This window comes from Mesorhizobium sp. M8A.F.Ca.ET.207.01.1.1, assembly GCF_004794715.1.
GTDB lineage: Bacteria > Pseudomonadota > Alphaproteobacteria > Rhizobiales > Rhizobiaceae > Mesorhizobium.
Window position 1 is genome coordinate 1 of record NZ_SRUS01000013.1, and the last position, 16,231, is coordinate 16,231.

Here is a 16,231-nt window from a genome sequence, read left to right on the forward strand (position 1 = left end):
TCTACGCCCGCGCGCTGAATGGCGAGATCAAGAATTTCACCGGTGTCGATTCTCCTTACGAAGCACCGGAGAAACCGGAGATCCATCTCAAGACGCTCGGCAAGTCGGCCGAAGAGATGGTAGATACCCTGGAACACTGGCTGGACGAGCGTGACATTGCCGAAGAGCAATATGACAATGGCGGCGGCATCTGACGCTTTTTGCTTTAGAATACGAGTGACGCGTCGATTGAAGGAGAACGCTGGCATGGTTCGGGTCGTTGGCTTCCTGCACTGGCGTGTGCCAAGCCCGGCATGCTGATTGGCAAGCGGAACCCGTCGCCAGTTGCGCCCGTGGCACGGTCGTTCTCGAACGCTGCAAGCCTTTCGCAGGATGACAAAGAGGGCCGTCGGAAGCTGGGCGTGTTACGTGCGCCTGGCTCATCCGTTGACGCAAACAAGTCGCATGACGGTGTGTCGGGATCCATGGGACTGCGCCAAAACTCCGGCGAGGTAGTATTTGGGCCACGTTCGCCGCTTTTGCATGATCTGCTTGTGTCTCTTTCGCTTGTTGTCGCCGGCCTTCGCGCAGGACGATGGCGAGGACGAGGACGAAGAAGATAGCGCCGTGTGCGACATCGATGTCGGCGGGTCCGGCTCGGAAAGCAAACCGCTCAGCGCAACCGATGGCACGGGGTCGCATCGCTACCTCGTCAACGGCGTTTGCTACGATCTATCCGGAAGCCTGCAGGGCACCCTGCAACACACCAATGCTCCGGAGCCGCATTTGGGACCTGGTTCAAGAACCGCCCGGACTTTCAGCTCCGAAGCGGATTTGCGGCTGCGCGGCTGACGGGATCCGGACCGTTCAAGTTCGTCTTCGGTACTTCCTGGAGCTATAACTCCGACGATGGTTTCGACGCAGCGCCCACCTTGTCCGAAGCAACAATCGAATACGCGGGGGTAAAAGTTGGCTACGCTGAATCCCTCATGAACGCCTGGTCGGGCGATTTCCAGTTCACCGCGTCGTCGCCGTCGCTGAGCAGTTATCTGGCTTCCTACAAATACGAGATCACCGACGATCTATCGTCCTCTGTGGCGGTCGAGGCCGGTCCTCCGACCAGCCGCGGTGCAACCACCTGGGAATTCCCCAAGACGCCGCCGTATTTCACGGCGCAGCTCCATTACGAAAAAGACGACTGGATCATGCAGGTTTCGGCGGCCGCTCGTCGGCAAGAGACGCCGGCCGCGCGCTTGCTCGATTTGTCGGCCGGCAGCCGATTCGGTTGGGCAGCGACAGCCGGCCTTACGGCGCCGGTTAGATTTGCCGGTGAAGACGATAATTTTAGCGCCGGCCTTGCCTATTCGGTAGACGCGCCTGCTTTCCTTGGCACCGAAGCCGACGCCGCCGCTTTCGCCGCGCGCTTCCCCACCGTCGGCCCGATACAGGGTTGGAGCGCCGTGGCTTCGTACCATCATGAATGGTCGGACAAATGGGAGTCGAACGCGTTCGTAAGCTATGTCGCGGTGAATCTCGACCTGTTCGCGACCAACCCCTCGATCAGAACGAAGCGATACGGCGTAAATTTGATCTATCAGCCCACGGAAAAGTGGACGATCGGCACGGAAGTGGATGCGCTTAGCACACATGTCGCGCTCAACGGCGCGGTCGGTCTTATTCCGGGTGCCGATTTGAAAGGGACGACGGACTTCCTGTGGGTTACACGTGAATTTTGATCGGTTCGATGTAAACACGATCATCAAAGCTGTTGCCTCGCGGGATCTTCGACTTTTCTCCGCGCTACGAGAGCAAGAAGCCCGACAAACCTATCGTGCTAATTAGTGGCCGTTTCGGATCGCCGGCTGAAGCTCCTGGGCGGCATCCCCGCCCAGGAGCGAAAGGCGCGCGTGAACGTCCCGTGATCAGCAACAGCGCTGCGCTCCGGAACAAATGGGGCTCCTTCGGCGCAAACTGGGACGGTGGGACCGCAGAAGGCTGGCACGGCCCCAACGGACAGGCGCATCGCGCCTGTCCGGGAGCACTATTGCCAGAAGCCACCCAAAGTCACTGTATGTTGACGACGACGTAGCGCCCGCTGGAGGCCTGATAATACCTGCCGCCACAGTGCCACAGTACGGGGCCGTAGACGGTGGTTTTCACGCATGCGGCCGGGAGGCTGTTCACGTAGACACTCGTCCGACGGATTGTTCGGCGGGTGGTGCGCCTCGCAACGCCAGCGACGCTGCCGGGCGTGAGCGGATGGCCAACTCGCGCCTGCGCGTCGCCGACGAAAGAGGGGAGCGGTACAACTGTGTCGATCAGTCCGCCAAAAATCATGGCGACGGCGATCGCAGCCGCACCACCGGCCAATCTCAAGCTAAGTCTTGTCATCGTTCATCCTCTCTATAAGTCAAATACCTGCGGCAAGCGCTACTTGGCCGTCAGGATCTTTATCGGCGCCGCGACGGGTAAAGTAAGAACGCGGGTCGTGGCGCCGGCCAGCCCGCCCTCTTCCTGATCTGGAATACCCTGCGCCAGGGCCTTGCGAAGATCCGGCGCAATTTCCGCGACTTGGGCGAACTTGCCGTGATTGGTCGCATCGTTGGCTTTCACATCAGGCAAGTCAACGACTATCGCGCCGAGTTCTGCGAGTTCCGCCGTGTTGCTGCTCGCCCCAATCCGATCTTTGCCGCCAGCGATAAGCCTCGACAGACCCAATGCTTTGTCGTCGCGCGAGACAATGATCAAAAACGGCTTTTTTGGTTTCCCAATTCGCTGCATTTCCGATTTGAATACGTCCTCGTCGATGTCGGGGGCGGCGAGTATCACCGTACCAAGCTTGCTGGCGGAAGTGAGGTTTCCCGATATCTTGATTTGCCGAAATGCCTCGACGGTCACCCAGTTGCCCATCGAATGCGCGAGGACGTTGATTTCATCGGCATCGCTGGCCAGCAAAAGGCGCAGCGTCCGCTCCAATCCGTCGCGAGCGATGGTCGCGCTGTTGTTGTCGTACACGCAGTCCAGCGTCTTGCCCCGCGAGGCCCAAACGCGATAACCCGCCGAAGATGGAATTCATCAGCGGATCGCGGAAGCCGGTGAACACCATCCACGCCATCGACTACGAGTTCTATGAAGAGCTCCACACGGTCATCGAGCGTGAGCCGAAGTCGATGCTCGATCCGGAAATGCTGGGCCTGTTTGCCTCCATCGGCATCCAGAAGGGCAAGCCCTTCGCGCCGGACGAGCGGATGAAGAAGCTGCTGGTCGAAGCGCTCGCTATCGGCAACGCAACCGCCCGCGCGCTGGCCTTCCGCCCTCGCCTCGACGGCGCCCAACTCTATCCAAACAGCTCCTGGAACGCGGCTTCGTGGACGGCAGCTATGAATGGCTCCGGGACGGCGGCGAGGGCGGCCGCAATCTCGACTCCAGGACCATGTTCTTCTACCAGGCGACGGTGAACACGCCCGCCATGGTGCAGAAAATGATCGGCGTCGGTTCCCAATACGCCTATGCCTCAACCGACGTGAACGGCGACTATCTGGACGGTGCCAAGACGTACAGCCTCCACATTCCCGCTAATCCGCCGGTCAAGGATTTCTGGTCCGTGGTGATCGGCGATCCGCAGACGCGCTCGGAGCTTGAGACGGGCCAGACCTTCCCGAGCAAGAACAACAAGCGCGACAAGCGCGCCGAGAACTCCGACGGTTCGGTCGATCTCTATTTCGGCCCGAAGGCCCCTGAAGGTAAAGAGGCGAACTGGGTCCAGACCGTCGCCGGGAAGGGATGGATGGTATCCGATTCTTCGGCTTTATGGCCCGCTCGAACCCTGGTTTGACAAGACCTGGCGGCCGGGCGAGTTTGAGGTGGTCAAGTAGCAGGGTTCCGCGTTCGATCCGGCATGGTTCGTTTGATTGCGGGAACGTCTGGTCGTACTGTCGATCGAAACTTGCCGGAGCGCTCGATGAGCAATGCACTGCCCACTCGAATTGGTCTTCTACTGTCGGCCGTCATTCCGATTTTCCTTTGGGTGCTCCTTGGAGCTTCCTGGGCCCAGCAGCCTCCGGACGGCGTGCCGCCCGAAAAGGCACGGCAATTCCTCGACCTGCTGTCCGATCCGGAGGTCAAGGTATGGCTCGAAGGAAAGATACCGGTAGCCGCCGAGGAACCGTCTGCCGCATCGCTGGCCGACGCAATCTCGAACTGGGAGCTGGCCGTTCGCGCACGTCTCGTCGCGCTCACCGATGCCATTCCTCGCATCCCGCAGGAGGCAGCTAACGCCGCCGGCGTCGTCTCGCGCGACGTGAATTCAGGTAGGCCCGGGCTGGTGATCCTGATCCTGGCAGTGCTGACTGTCGTCGGCTTCGGCGCCGAGTGGCTGGTTCGCCGGGCTTTGTCGCCTGGCGGTTCTGACCCGACAATTGATCCCGGACAGGCAGCCCTGTCCGAGGTCGCTGCCTTGCTGACATTTGCTCTGGCAGCCATCGGCTCGTTCCTCGCGTTCGACTGGCCGCCTTTGCTGCGCCGCATCGTGCTGACTTTGCTGCTCGCCTTCATCGCCGTGCGTGTCGTCCGCGCAATTGTCAGGTTGCTGTTTGGACTCGCCGGCGCGGAGAGCAGGACGCCGGATGAGACGCTGACAACAGTTCCTGTTGCAAACTCGACCGCGCAGCGTTTCTGGCTTCGGCGCGTGAGCCTCATCGCAGGCTTTCTGCTGTTTGGCTGGGCCGTGGTCAGCCTCATGCCGAGCATCGGTTTCTCGGTCGACGTGGCGCGGGTGGTTGCCCTGCTTTGTGGCCTGGGCATGTTGGCCATCGCCATCGAAATCGTCTGGCGGCGGCCGGGCAGCGCAGCTTCCGCTGCCAGGCATTCGCTGCTGACGCTCTATCTGATCGCGCTTTGGCTGGCCTGGGTGGCAGGACTGCTCGGCGTGCTGTGGCTCGGCCTCTATGCGCTGCTATTGCCGGTGGCGGTGCGTGGGGTTGGCAACGTCGCACAGGCCTTCGCCAGCAGAGCGCAGCGCAGCGGCGCCCTCGGCATCATGCTGAACGTGCTGATCGTCAGGGGAGCCAGGGCAGCGATGATTGGCGCGGCGGTCGCTTGGCTCGCCTATGTCTGGCGCATCAGGGCTGCTGCCCTTGCCGGCAGTGAAACAGGCGCGATCGTGATTTCGGGCCTGCTCAATAGCATCATCATCCTCCTGGTAGCGGATCTGCTGTGGCAGCTGGCGAAGGCGCTGATCGCTTATCGGATGGAGCTCGCGTCAAAAGACGGGTCAAGCGCGGACGACCTTGCCCGCAGCGGCCGGCTGCGTACGCTGCTGCCGATATTCCGCAACGTGCTTGCTGTCTTCATCGCGGCCGTCGCAGTGCTGACAATCCTGTCCGGACTGGGCGTGCAGATTGCACCTTTGATCGCCGGCGCGGGCATTTTCGGCGTCGCTATCGGCTTCGGTTCGCAGACACTGGTCAAGGACGTGCTGAGCGGCGTTTTCTATATGCTCGACGACGCCTTCCGTGTCGGTGAGTATATCCAGAGCGGCAGCTATAAGGGCACAGTCGAATCGTTCAGCCTGCGATCAGTCAGGCTGCGGCATCACCGCGGCCCAATTTTCACCGTGCCGTTCGGCCAGCTCGGCGCCATCCAGAACATGAGCCGTGACTGGGTGATGGACAAGATGGCTCTCAGCATCACCTACGATTCTGACATAGACCTCGCTCGCAGGCTCATCAAGAAGATCGGTCAGGAGCTGGCCGCGGATCCTGAGTTCGCGGCCGATACGATCGAGCCGCTGAAAATGCAAGGTGTCGACAGTTTTGGCGACTCCGGGATCGACATCAGGATGAAGCTGATGACCAAGCCGGGAGGTCAGTTCGGCATCAAGCGGCGAGCCTTCATGATGATCAAGAAGGCATTCGACGAGAACGGCATCAAGCTCGCTGTTCCCACCGTGCATGTGGAGGGTGGCGGCGACAACGCGGCCGCCGCGCAGCAACTACTCAAGCTGAAGCAGGTTAAGAGCTAGCGGCAAACCCGGCGCCTGATGGCACTTCCGAATCCGGCCCGCTTTGTGACAACGCCACTGCGAGACTTGGCGAAAAAGGCCGGGACACCCCCTGCACTGCAGATTTGATCTGGCACAAATTGTGTCGTGATTTCGATCGGTATGATTATCTATGGTTCTAAATCTGCTCATCGGCACAATCGTCATAAGCCTGACGGTGCTGGTTCATACCTTTGGCCTTATCGCCGTCACACATGCGATGGGATACCTTGTGTCCCGCTTTCGCATGCACGGGCGCCGCAGCCGCATCGTCGCGATGATCAGCGTGGTGATGGGTCTCTTTGCCGTCATGACCACGGAGGTCTGGCTTTGGGCTGGGCTATACCGGATGCTCGACATCTTCGCCGATTTCGAAACTGCCTTGTACTTTTCCACCATCACTTTCTCGACGGTTGGTTACGGCGACATCGTGCCCGCCCATGCGTGGCGCGTCCTGGCGGCACTCGAGGGCGTGAACGGGTTCCTGCTAATCGGCTGGTCGACAGCCTACCTGATAGCAGCAGGCACCCGCATCGGGCCCTTCAAGGCCGGCGAGCATTTTTGACCGCAGCAGATGCTCCCATTTGCTCCCGATCAATGAACGCGCGTCAATCTGTCGGTAGGCTTTCTGTCGATGGTAACCACGAATTGCTCAGAGACAGGCGAGAGGAAGACATCCGCTTTCTGCTTCTTTCGACGAATTGACTATGTGCTACGGGAACCGCAGACCGGTCAGATCGGGAGGAAAGACATCAGGTTGGGAGGATTTAAGCATGGGCGAGGATCTATACGGCCATCATGCCGACCGCATCCAGGCGGCGATTGCCTCGGACGCTGCAGCGAAGTCCGCACTGGTTGCTTCCTGGCGACGGTCTTCCAATTTGCATCGGCTCGATCCAGCCGACTGTAGCCCCCCACGCTATCTGACGGAGGCGGAACTGGGACAGGCCGGGCAACGCATCGAACCTCTCGTCCAAGCTGCCCAATCGAGTCTCGACCGGCTCTATCTCGCGGTTGGCGGCGTCGGGTGCTGTGTCCTGCTTGCCGATCGTGACGGGGTGCCGGTCGAACGGCGCGGTGCGCCCGTCGATGACGAGACGTTTCGTTCCTGGGGTTTGTGGACTGGCTCCGTCTGGAACGAGGAAAGCCAAGGCACCAACGGGATCGGCACCTGTCTGGTCGAGCGGCGCGCTCTCACAATTCACCGTGACCAGCATTTCCATACGCGCAACACGCTGCTCAGTTGCACCACCGCTCCTATCCACGATCATGAAGGGAATCTTGTAGCCGCGCTTGACGTGTCTTCCTGCCGGGCTGATCTGACCGAAGCCTTCGCCAATCTCATCTCGATGGCTGTGGTCGACGCGGTGCGTCGGATCGAAGGTGAAAACTTCAAGATGGCATTCCCAAAGGCGCGAATTCTGCTCGCCCCAGTGACTGACAAAGGCTCCGGAGCGCTGATCGCCGTTGACGCGGACGATCTCGTGGTCGGCGCGACCCGTTCGGCGCGCCTGGCGCTTGGCATTACCCAGCAGTGTCTCGACAAGCCGATGCCCGCCGCCGATTTGTTCGGCTGGGCTGAGCGCGGCTCCAAAATTCTCGCTGAGGCAGAGCGCGGGGCTCTCCAGCGTGCACTCGCGCGCGCTGACGGAAATGTCTCGGCTGCAGCTCAGGCGCTAGGGATCAGCCGCGCGACGCTCCACCGCAAGCTCAACCGCCTGGATGTCCATCGGTCTCACTGAACTCCCTTGGCGACCATGACTGTCGCAATTCTGCGACACATCATGTCCGACCGCGGTGACCAGTGCGGTGACAACTACGGGCGAAAATCGCAAGTCTCTTCCGAAGCGTCGCATCCCGCGACGTCAGCTTTGGGAGGAAGACACATGAACAAGGTTGAATTTTCACGCTCGGTCAAGGCGCCCTTCGACAAGCGCTATGGCAATTTCATCGGCGGCAAATGGGCCGAACCGCGGTCCGGCCGCTACTTCGAGAACCACTCGCCGGTAAACGGGCAGCTGCTATGCGAGGTGGCGCGCTCAGATGCCCAGGACATCGATGCGGCCCTGGACGCGGCCCATGCCGCCAAGGATGCCTGGGGACGGACCAGCGTGGCCGAGCGGTCGCTTATCCTCAACCGCATCGCCGACCGCATGGAGGAGAACCTCGATCTCCTCGCCTGTGCAGAAACCTGGGACAATGGCAAGCCGATCCGGGAAACGACCGCGGCCGACCTGCCTCTGGCCATCGACCATTTCCGCTATTTCGCCGGCGCCGTGCGCGGCCAGGAAGGCAGCCTTTCGCAGATCGACGACGACACCGTCGCCTATCACTTCCATGAGCCGCTCGGCGTGGTCGGTCAGATCATCCCGTGGAACTTCCCGTTGCTGATGGCATGCTGGAAACTTGCTCCCGCGCTTGCGGCCGGCAACTGCGTGGTGCTGAAGCCAGCCGAGCAGACCCCGGCCGCTATCCTGCTCTGGGCCGATCTTATCGGCGATCTGCTGCCGGCAGGCGTGCTCAACATCGTCAACGGTTTCGGCCTCGAGGCCGGCAAGCCGCTCGCTTCGTCACCGCGCATCGCCAAAATCGCCTTTACCGGCGAGACCACGACGGGTCGGCTGATCATGCAATATGCCAGCCAGAACCTCATTCCCGTCACGCTGGAACTGGGCGGCAAGTCACCCAACATCTTCTTCAAGGATGTCGTCGCCGAAGACGACGATTTCTTCGACAAGGCTATCGAAGGCTTCGTCATGTTCGCGCTGAACCAGGGCGAGGTCTGCACCTGCCCCAGCCGTGCGCTCATCCAGGAATCAATCTACGACAGATTCATGGAACGCGCCCTCAAGCGCGTCGAGGCGATCGTGCAGGGCGACCCGCTCGATCCGGCGACGATGATCGGTGCTCAGGCCTCGTCTGAGCAGATGGAAAAGATCCTGTCCTACATCGACATCGGCCGCCAGGAAGGAGCGGAGTTGCTGACCGGTGGGGCGCGCAATCTTCTGCCGGGCGACCTCGCCGGCGGCTACTACGTCCAGCCCACGGTGTTCAAGGGTCACAACAAGATGCGCATCTTCCAGGAGGAAATATTTGGGCCGGTGGTATCGGTCACGACCTTCAAGGACGACGACGAAGCCCTCAGCATTGCCAACGATACGCTCTACGGTCTGGGCGCAGGCGTCTGGACACGCGATGCCAACCGCGCCTACCGCTTCGGCCGGGCAATCCAGGCTGGCCGCGTCTGGACCAATTGCTACCATGCCTACCCCGCGCATGCGGCCTTCGGCGGCTACAAGCAGTCCGGCATTGGCCGGGAGACCCACAAGATGATGCTCGACCACTACCAGCAGACCAAGAACATGCTGGTCAGCTACAGCCCGAAGAAGCTCGGCTTCTTCTGATCGCTGCGCCCATGCGCGCGGCCCCAAGGGACCGCGCGCATGACTGGAAACCGGATAAGACCATGCATGCAAAAGTCACAGCGACGCCGGCAGCCCTTGAACTGATCACGGAGATCGTCACCGATCATGGCCCGGTGCTGTTCCATCAGTCCGGTGGCTGCTGCGACGGCTCTTCGCCAATGTGCTATCCGGTGGCTGGCTTCATCATCGGTGACCAGGATGTGTTACTCGGCCACATCGGTGAGGCGCCATTCTACATCGGGGCCTCGCAATTCGAAGCCTGGAAGCACACCGATCTCATTATCGACGTGGTGGCTGGTCGCGGCGGCATGTTCTCGCTCGACAATGGACGCGAGAAGCGATTCCTGACGCGGTCGACGATTTGCGCTGTCAGATGAGGATGTGGGTCATCCATCGGGTCATGGACACGGCCGTCATAGGCTTGACGGCCCTGACACAACGTTCGGTCCCATCGCATTCAGTTCGCGACCAAGCCGCCGCTCAGACCGCTACCGAATGTCTCGCCTTGCCGGTTTCGAAATACTTGTCGAACTTCGCGGCGACGCTTCTGACAAAGGGCCGGCTTTCCACCGGCACGACGAAGTGGTCACCGTTCAATTCAAGCATCGGCGCTGGATCAAGCAGGGCGGTCGAGCTTGCCTTGCTGAGAAGCTTCTGGCCGGCTTCGCCGAAGCGCTCAACCAAGTCGATCGCGGAAAAGGCGAAGTCGCACATCAGCCGTTCGATGATCCAGCCGCGAACGCGATCATCCACGGAGAACGCGATGCCTCTGACGGTCGCCAGCCCGCCGTCAGCCACCATGCGGCCATACTCTGTGGTCGAAGGCATGTTCTGTGCATAGCCTTGCCGATACTGGCTGATGGATGACGGACCGAGGCCGATCAAGGTTTCGCAGCGATCCTCGGTATAGCCCTGGAAGTTGCGGTGCAACGTCCCTGACCGCGCGGCCAGCGCCAGCGCATCGCCTGGTTTTGCGAAATGGTCGAGCCCAATTGCTTCATATCCTTGGTCGAGGATGGCGCGCGCTGCCAGTTGCGATTGGGCGAACCGCTCCTCCGGGCCTGGCAACCAGGCGTCGTCGATCATTGTCTGATGTTTCTTGAACCATGGCACATGAGCATAGCCAAAAAGCGCGATCCGGTCCGGCTCCAGCGACAGCGCCTGTTGGACCGTGGATAGGACACTCTCCCTGGTCTGGTGCGGCAAACCGTAGAGCAGGTCCAGGTTGACCGATTCGACACCGCGCGAGCGAACGCCGTCGACGACGGCTTTGGTCTGCAAAAAGGTCTGCTCGCGATTGATGGCCTTCTGGACCTTGGGGTCGAAATCCTGGACGCCGAGGCTCGCTCTCGTCATGCCTATTTCGGCAAGCGCGTCGAGGCGGGCTTCGTCCATGTCGTTGGGTTCGATTTCGACGCTGATCTTGGCGCCGGGGAGGAATGCAAAGCTGTTGCGCAGCACTGTTGCCAGCGCCACTATGTCCTGCGGTTTGAGCATCGTCGGCGAACCGCCGCCGAAATGGACGGCATGCACGCGGCCCTTGCCTCCGACAAGACTGGCAACGGTAGAGATCTCGGCATGCAGTGAGCGAAGATAGGCCGTCACGGGCTCGTAGTGGCGCGTCTGCTTGGTATGGCAGGCACAGAACCAGCAAAGCTTGTCGCAATAGGGGATGTGCAAATAGAGCGAGATCTCGTCGCCCTCGTTGAGCGCCTGCAGCCAGCCACGACAAGCGGCAGCATCGACGCCCGGATGAAAATGCGGCGCCGTTGGGTAGCTGGTATAGCGCGGCACGTTCTCACCAAGTCTGGCAACTAGATCTGGCCGCATGTCGCAATCAACTCCGGGCTGTGTCGCGCGATACTGCTCACCAGGGGCGACAACCGCCTTGATCTCGGTCAATGCCCATCGGCTGCGGACAAACTGCCGCAAGGCTTTTTGCTGGGCCGATGCTATATCCTGACGGGACCTTTGGTTCCGCGGACGACCACGATGACAGTGCGCCAGGATGTACACAGCGCCGGCATTCCCGTGCTTTGCCAATCATGCGAAGCGCGGCACCACGGTGTTTGCGGAGCGCTCGATCCCGAACAATTGGTCGGCCTCGCCAAGACCTCGTCGAAGCATACCGTTGAACCGGGCGTGGAATTGATTGGCGACGCCGAAACCGTCGACAGTTACTCGAACGTGCTTTCCGGCGTGGTCAAGCTTACAAAGAGCCTTTCGGACGGGCGCCAGCAGATTGTCGGGCTTCAATTTGCTCCCGATTTTCTGGGCCGGCCCTTCAAGGTGGAAAGCGCGATCAACGCCGAAGCCGCAACGGCAGTCTCCCTGTGCTCGTTTCCGAAGGCCGCCATCGAACGGATGATGAAGGAATCGCCGGAACTGGAGCACCGTCTCTTCAAGCAGACGCTGAATGAACTCGATGACGCCCGCGATTGGATGGTGACGCTGGGCCGCAAGAGTGCTTCGGAAAAGGTGGCGAGCTTTCTTCTCATGATCGCCAGAAACATCGACCCCACGCTTGACCCGGCCGCCCAGTCGACAAGTTTCGACCTGCCTTTGACCCGCGCCGACATCGCCGATTTCCTTGGTCTGACCATCGAGACCGTCAGCCGCCAGCTGACCAGGCTGCGATCAGATAGCGTAATCCGGATAGAGAACAATCGGCATGTTGTCGTGGATAGCTTGGACCGGCTGCAGCGACGCTCCGGCGCCTAGATCAATCGACGATCCCGATCATCGGGAGGACGTGCTCGCGTTCAAACGCTATGTGCCGGCGCAAGTTCTCGAACAGGCCGCGTAACATGAAGCCGATGGCCTCGGGGTTCTCGACTGTCTCGCCATGACCGATGGCCAGCAGAATTTCGGTCACCTCACCGGCAAAGCACTCATCTTCCACATGTTCAGCCCGCAGTCGCCGGGTTGAAGCAAGGTTCGCATTACTGCCGACCACGGCCTCCTCGTAGGCGGGGAAGATGACTGTCTCTTCATATCGATGGATGTCGCGCAGCAGCGGGACGATGGCGTTGGCCGTGCCGAGGCACTTCAGACGATCGACGCCGGGCAATGCATCCGCGATTCTCTCCAAGGCATCGCAGAGTTGCAACTTCTCCCTGTGCGCGCGCTTCATCACCGCGGCCGGGACCACTTCTGTGGATCGGTCAGTTGGTGCGGTGTCTCCATCGCGTACTTCGAACAGCGACGACCCTGGCCCTTTCTTGCGGCTCAACGGCGACCTCCAGTCATTTGCAGACCAACGCTGCCCAATCCGAAAGCACTGAGCTTTGACATGGATCAAGGCGGCGACAACGCAACTGCTGAATTGGTGTCCACGCGGATTGGCGTCCGCGCATCGGTATCCAAGGTCGGGGGCATCTCATGAAGTTCGGCACACCAATCTTCGCTTTGGGCCTGTTCACATTTGCGGCTCTGGTGGCCGCCGGCTTCGGTGCAGATGAGCCTTTCCGACAGCATATGTGGGTGCTTTTTTTCGTGCTGCTCGGTTTTGTCGCCATCCTCCTCCGCAACACGAAATTCGACGTGGCCGCGCCGGTCGACCCCTCCGCTTACATGGACGGACCCATCCGCTACGGCGCCATCGCTACAATGTTCTGGGGGGTGGTCGGCATGCTGGTCGGCGTCGTCATCGCGCTGCAGCTTGCCTACCCTGATCTCAATATCCAGCCCTGGTTCAATTTCGGCCGCCTGCGGCCGCTGCATACGTCGGGCGTCGTCTTCGCCTTCGGCGGCAATGCGCTGCTGTGCACATCATTATACGTCGTGCAACGCACCTGTCGCGCCCGGCTCTTCGGTGGCGATCTCGCCTGGTTCGTGTTCTGGGGTTACCAGCTCTTCATCGTGATGGCCGCGACCGGCTACCTGCTCGGTATCACCGAAAGCCGCGAATACGCCGAACCCGAATGGTATGTCGACATCTGGCTGACAATCGTCTGGGTTGCCTACCTCATCCTGTTCCTTGGCACGATCCTGAAGCGCAAGGAACCGCATATCTATGTCGCCAACTGGTTCTATCTGTCCTTCATCGTCACCATCGCGATGCTGCACGTCGTCAACAATCTGTCGATGCCGGCTTCTTTCCTTGGATCGAAGAGCTACTCGGCGTTCTCGGGTGTCCAGGACGCCCTGACGCAATGGTGGTACGGCCACAATGCCGTCGGCTTCTTCCTCACGGCCGGCTTCCTCGGCATGATGTATTATTTCGTTCCCAAGCAGGCGAACCGGCCGATTTATTCCTACCGGCTGTCGATCATTCACTTCTGGGCGCTGATCTTCCTCTACATCTGGGCCGGTCCGCACCACCTCCACTACACGGCCCTGCCCGACTGGGCGCAGACATTGGGCATGGTGTTTTCGATCATGCTTTGGATGCCGTCATGGGGCGGCATGATCAACGGCCTGATGACGCTCTCGGGCGCGTGGGACAAGATCCGCACCGATCCAATCATCCGCATGATGGTGATGGCCATCGCCTTCTACGGCATGTCCACCTTCGAGGGACCGATGATGTCGATCAAGACGGTCAACTCACTGTCGCACTATACCGACTGGACCATCGGCCACGTCCATTCCGGTGCGCTCGGCTGGGTCGGCATGATCTCGTTCGGCGCGATCTACTACATGGTGCCGAAGCTCTGGAACCGTGAACGTCTTTATTCGCTGCGGCTGGTCACCTGGCACTTCTGGCTGGCGACGCTCGGCATCGTTGTCTACGCGGCGGTGATGTGGGTATCCGGCATCATGCAGGGCCTGATGTGGCGTGAATACGACGAGCAGGGTTTCCTGGTCTACTCCTTTGCTGAAACCGTCGCCGCCATGCACCCATACTATGTCATGCGTGCCATCGGCGGGGCCATGTACCTCTCCGGCGCCCTGATCATGGCCTGGAACATCACCATGACCATCCTTGGATACAAGCGCGCGGAAGAGCCGATGCCGGGCTCCGCACCCTCCCTGCAGCCTGCCGAATAAGGAGCCAGAGAATGAGCCTGATGGACAGACACGCACTCATCGAGAAGAACGCCACGCTTCTTCTCGTTGGCTCGCTTCTTGTGGTGACCGTCGGCGGCATCGTCGAGATCGCGCCGCTCTTCTACCTCGACAACACGATCGAGAAGGTGGAAGGCATGCGCCCCTATTCGCCGCTCGAACTTGTCGGGCGCAACATCTACGTGCGCGAAGGTTGCTACCTCTGCCACAGCCAGATGATCAGGCCGTTTCGCGACGAGGTCGAGCGTTACGGCCACTACAGCCTGGCTGCGGAGTCGATGTACGACCACCCCTTCCAGTGGGGATCCAAACGCACCGGGCCAGATCTCGCCCGGGTTGGTGACCGTTATTCGAATGCCTGGCACGTCGCGCACCTTGCCGATCCACGCTCGGTGGTGCCGGAATCGGTCATGCCGAGCTATGCCTTCCTGAAGGACGCGCAGATCGAGGTGAAGGATTTCTCTACGCACCTGATCGCCAACAGGCGTGTCGGTGTCCCCTATAGCGATGACATGATCGCCAACGCCAACGCCGATCTGATGGCGCAGGCCGACCCGAATGCCGACACCTCCGGCCTTCAGAAAAGATATCCCAAAGCCAAGGTCGGCGACTTCGACGGCAATCCGCAAAAGGTGACCGAAATGGATGCCCTCGTTGCGTATCTGCAGATGCTCGGCACATTGGTCGATTTCAAGAATTACGACGAAGCCGCCGGCTACCGTTGAGGAGAGTTATCCATGCAATACAATTTGATGCGGGAGTTTGCTGACAGTTGGGGCCTGGTCGCCATGGCGCTTTTCTTTGTCGGGGCAATTGTCTTCTCCCTCCGCCCTGGCAGTCGCAAGCTGGCCGACGAGGCTGCCCGGATTCCCCTTGAGGACGAGTAATCATGAGCGACGAGCACATCGACGAAATCTCTGGCGTCTCAACCACGGGCCACGAATGGGACGGCATCAGGGAGCTGAACAATCCGCTTCCGCGCTGGTGGGTCATGACTTTCTACCTCACCATCGTCTGGGCGATCGGCTACACGATCGCCTATCCGGCATGGCCACTGCTGCACTCGGCGACGAAGGGTGTGCTCGGATATTCCAGCCGCGGCGAGGTCAAGAACGAGCTGACCACGGCTGAAGCCGCCAAAGGCAAATATGTCGCGGCGGTGCAATCCAAGAGCGTCTCGGAGATAGCCGCGGACGATGCCTTGCGCGAATTCGCAGTCGCTGCAGGTGGCGCCGCATTCAAGGTCAATTGCGTGCAATGTCACGGCTCCGGTGCCCAGGGCTCCAAGGGCTTTCCCAATCTCAACGACGACGACTGGCTTTGGGGTGGCAAGGCTGAGCAGATCCAGCAGACGATCACGCATGGTATCCGCTTCGCGTCCGATCCGGACACGCGCTTGTCGGAAATGCCTGCCTTTGGCGACATCATAACCGCCGACCAGATCTCCCAAGTCAGCGCCTACGTTGCCAGCCTGTCCGGCAAGGTCCACGATGCTAGTCTGATCCAGCCCGGGGCCAAGGTCTTCGCAGAAAACTGCGTTGCCTGTCATGGTGACAACGCGAAAGGCAACAAGGAGCTCGGCGCCCCCGACCTAACCGACGCGATCTGGCTCTATGGCTCAGGCGAGACGGCAATCGCCGACCAGGTTCGCGCACCCAAGCAGGGCGTCATGCCAGCCTGGGGAGCGCGTCTTGGCGAAACCAAGGTCAAGGAACTGGCCGTCTACATCCATTCGCTTGGCGGTGGGGAATAGGAAGCGGGGACCTGTTCTCGACCC

General features: G+C 60.5%; 18 protein-coding genes and 1 pseudogene. 15 read left to right on the forward strand and 4 right to left on the reverse strand.

Annotated features, from left to right (window positions below; all coding sequences use genetic code 11):
• The 3 genes from EN850_RS28915 to EN850_RS28920 form a co-directional block, all read left to right on the forward strand.
• Positions 1–194: adenylyl-sulfate kinase (locus EN850_RS28915; RefSeq protein ID WP_136090334.1), on the forward strand; the 194-nt coding region annotated here is incomplete at its 5' end.
• A gap of 304 nt (positions 195–498) precedes the next feature.
• On the forward strand, positions 499–831 hold the full coding sequence (locus EN850_RS37325) for a hypothetical protein (protein WP_246689302.1): 333 nt from the start codon (positions 499–501) through the stop codon (positions 829–831).
• On the forward strand, positions 828–1,715 hold the full coding sequence (locus tag EN850_RS28920; RefSeq protein ID WP_246689300.1) for a porin: 888 nt from the start codon (positions 828–830) through the stop codon (positions 1,713–1,715). Before EN850_RS37325 ends, EN850_RS28920 begins: the two co-directional genes overlap by 4 nt.
• 328 nt (positions 1,716–2,043) lie before the next feature.
• Here the strand turns inward: EN850_RS28920 and EN850_RS37330 are convergent, their stop codons facing one another.
• Positions 2,044–2,316: a hypothetical protein gene (locus EN850_RS37330; RefSeq protein WP_127275987.1), complete on the reverse strand. Its 273-nt coding sequence runs from the start codon at positions 2,314–2,316 to the stop codon at positions 2,044–2,046.
• 93 nt (positions 2,317–2,409) lie between these two features.
• Positions 2,410–2,994 carry an alpha/beta hydrolase gene (locus EN850_RS28930; protein ID WP_246689294.1) on the reverse strand — a complete coding sequence of 195 codons (585 nt, stop codon included), beginning with the start codon at positions 2,992–2,994 and terminating at the stop codon, positions 2,410–2,412.
• A gap of 50 nt (positions 2,995–3,044) precedes the next feature.
• Here EN850_RS28930 and EN850_RS37335 point away from each other — a divergent pair, with 50 nt between their 5' ends.
• The 7 genes and pseudogenes from EN850_RS37335 to EN850_RS28960 all read left to right on the forward strand — a co-directional run bounded on the left by EN850_RS37335 (position 3,045) and on the right by EN850_RS28960 (position 9,821).
• Complete coding sequence (locus EN850_RS37335; protein ID WP_246689295.1) at positions 3,045–3,437, forward strand: hypothetical protein; 393 nt, start codon at positions 3,045–3,047, stop codon at positions 3,435–3,437.
• Positions 3,347–3,814, forward strand: coding sequence for a DUF1214 domain-containing protein (locus EN850_RS37340; protein WP_246689296.1), 468 nt, complete (start codon positions 3,347–3,349; stop codon positions 3,812–3,814). The genes EN850_RS37335 and EN850_RS37340 overlap by 91 nt, the downstream gene beginning before the upstream one ends.
• Before the next feature lie 126 nt (positions 3,815–3,940).
• Positions 3,941–6,024, forward strand: a pseudogene (locus EN850_RS28940) (mechanosensitive ion channel family protein); the annotation flags it as partial.
• A 128-nt stretch (positions 6,025–6,152) separates the two neighbouring features.
• Positions 6,153–6,584 carry a potassium channel family protein gene (locus EN850_RS28945; protein WP_127275975.1) on the forward strand — a complete coding sequence of 144 codons (432 nt, stop codon included), beginning with the start codon at positions 6,153–6,155 and terminating at the stop codon, positions 6,582–6,584.
• A gap of 208 nt (positions 6,585–6,792) precedes the next feature.
• On the forward strand, positions 6,793–7,761 hold the full coding sequence (locus EN850_RS28950) for a helix-turn-helix domain-containing protein (RefSeq protein ID WP_127275976.1): 969 nt from the start codon (positions 6,793–6,795) through the stop codon (positions 7,759–7,761).
• A 144-nt stretch (positions 7,762–7,905) separates the two neighbouring features.
• Positions 7,906–9,423, forward strand: a complete 1,518-nt coding sequence (adh, locus tag EN850_RS28955) for an aldehyde dehydrogenase (protein ID WP_136092748.1) — start codon at positions 7,906–7,908, stop codon at positions 9,421–9,423.
• A gap of 62 nt (positions 9,424–9,485) precedes the next feature.
• Positions 9,486–9,821 carry a DUF779 domain-containing protein gene (locus tag EN850_RS28960; RefSeq protein ID WP_127275978.1) on the forward strand — a complete coding sequence of 112 codons (336 nt, stop codon included), beginning with the start codon at positions 9,486–9,488 and terminating at the stop codon, positions 9,819–9,821.
• A 103-nt stretch (positions 9,822–9,924) separates the two neighbouring features.
• On the opposite strand, the gene hemN is transcribed toward EN850_RS28960, so the two are convergent.
• Positions 9,925–11,274, reverse strand: coding sequence for an oxygen-independent coproporphyrinogen III oxidase (gene hemN / locus EN850_RS28965; RefSeq protein WP_127873535.1), 1,350 nt, complete (start codon positions 11,272–11,274; stop codon positions 9,925–9,927).
• Between the two features lie 162 nt (positions 11,275–11,436).
• Here hemN and EN850_RS28970 point away from each other — a divergent pair, with 162 nt between their 5' ends.
• Entirely contained in the window at positions 11,437–12,165 is a 729-nt protein-coding gene (locus EN850_RS28970) for a Crp/Fnr family transcriptional regulator (RefSeq protein WP_127275980.1), read from the forward strand.
• Between the two features lies 1 nt (position 12,166).
• Here the strand turns inward: EN850_RS28970 and EN850_RS28975 are convergent, their stop codons facing one another.
• A complete protein-coding gene (locus EN850_RS28975) occupies positions 12,167–12,577 on the reverse strand; it encodes a hemerythrin domain-containing protein (RefSeq protein ID WP_127873542.1) in 411 nt (136 codons plus the stop codon).
• Positions 12,578–12,825: 248 nt separating this feature from the next.
• On the opposite strand from EN850_RS28975, the gene ccoN reads away from it, so the two are divergent.
• From ccoN to ccoP, 4 genes are read left to right on the forward strand one after another with little or no spacing between them, the layout of a single operon-like run.
• Positions 12,826–14,436 carry a cytochrome-c oxidase, cbb3-type subunit I gene (gene ccoN / locus EN850_RS28980; RefSeq protein ID WP_135884094.1) on the forward strand — a complete coding sequence of 537 codons (1,611 nt, stop codon included), beginning with the start codon at positions 12,826–12,828 and terminating at the stop codon, positions 14,434–14,436.
• A gap of 11 nt (positions 14,437–14,447) precedes the next feature.
• Positions 14,448–15,179 carry a cytochrome-c oxidase, cbb3-type subunit II gene (gene ccoO / locus EN850_RS28985; RefSeq protein WP_135931010.1) on the forward strand — a complete coding sequence of 244 codons (732 nt, stop codon included), beginning with the start codon at positions 14,448–14,450 and terminating at the stop codon, positions 15,177–15,179.
• A 12-nt stretch (positions 15,180–15,191) separates the two neighbouring features.
• Positions 15,192–15,341, forward strand: a complete 150-nt coding sequence (locus tag EN850_RS28990; protein WP_127275983.1) for a cbb3-type cytochrome c oxidase subunit 3 — start codon at positions 15,192–15,194, stop codon at positions 15,339–15,341.
• A 2-nt stretch (positions 15,342–15,343) separates the two neighbouring features.
• Entirely contained in the window at positions 15,344–16,207 is an 864-nt protein-coding gene (gene ccoP / locus EN850_RS28995; RefSeq protein ID WP_136092749.1) for a cytochrome-c oxidase, cbb3-type subunit III, read from the forward strand.
• The last annotated feature ends 24 nt before the right edge of the window (positions 16,208–16,231 follow it).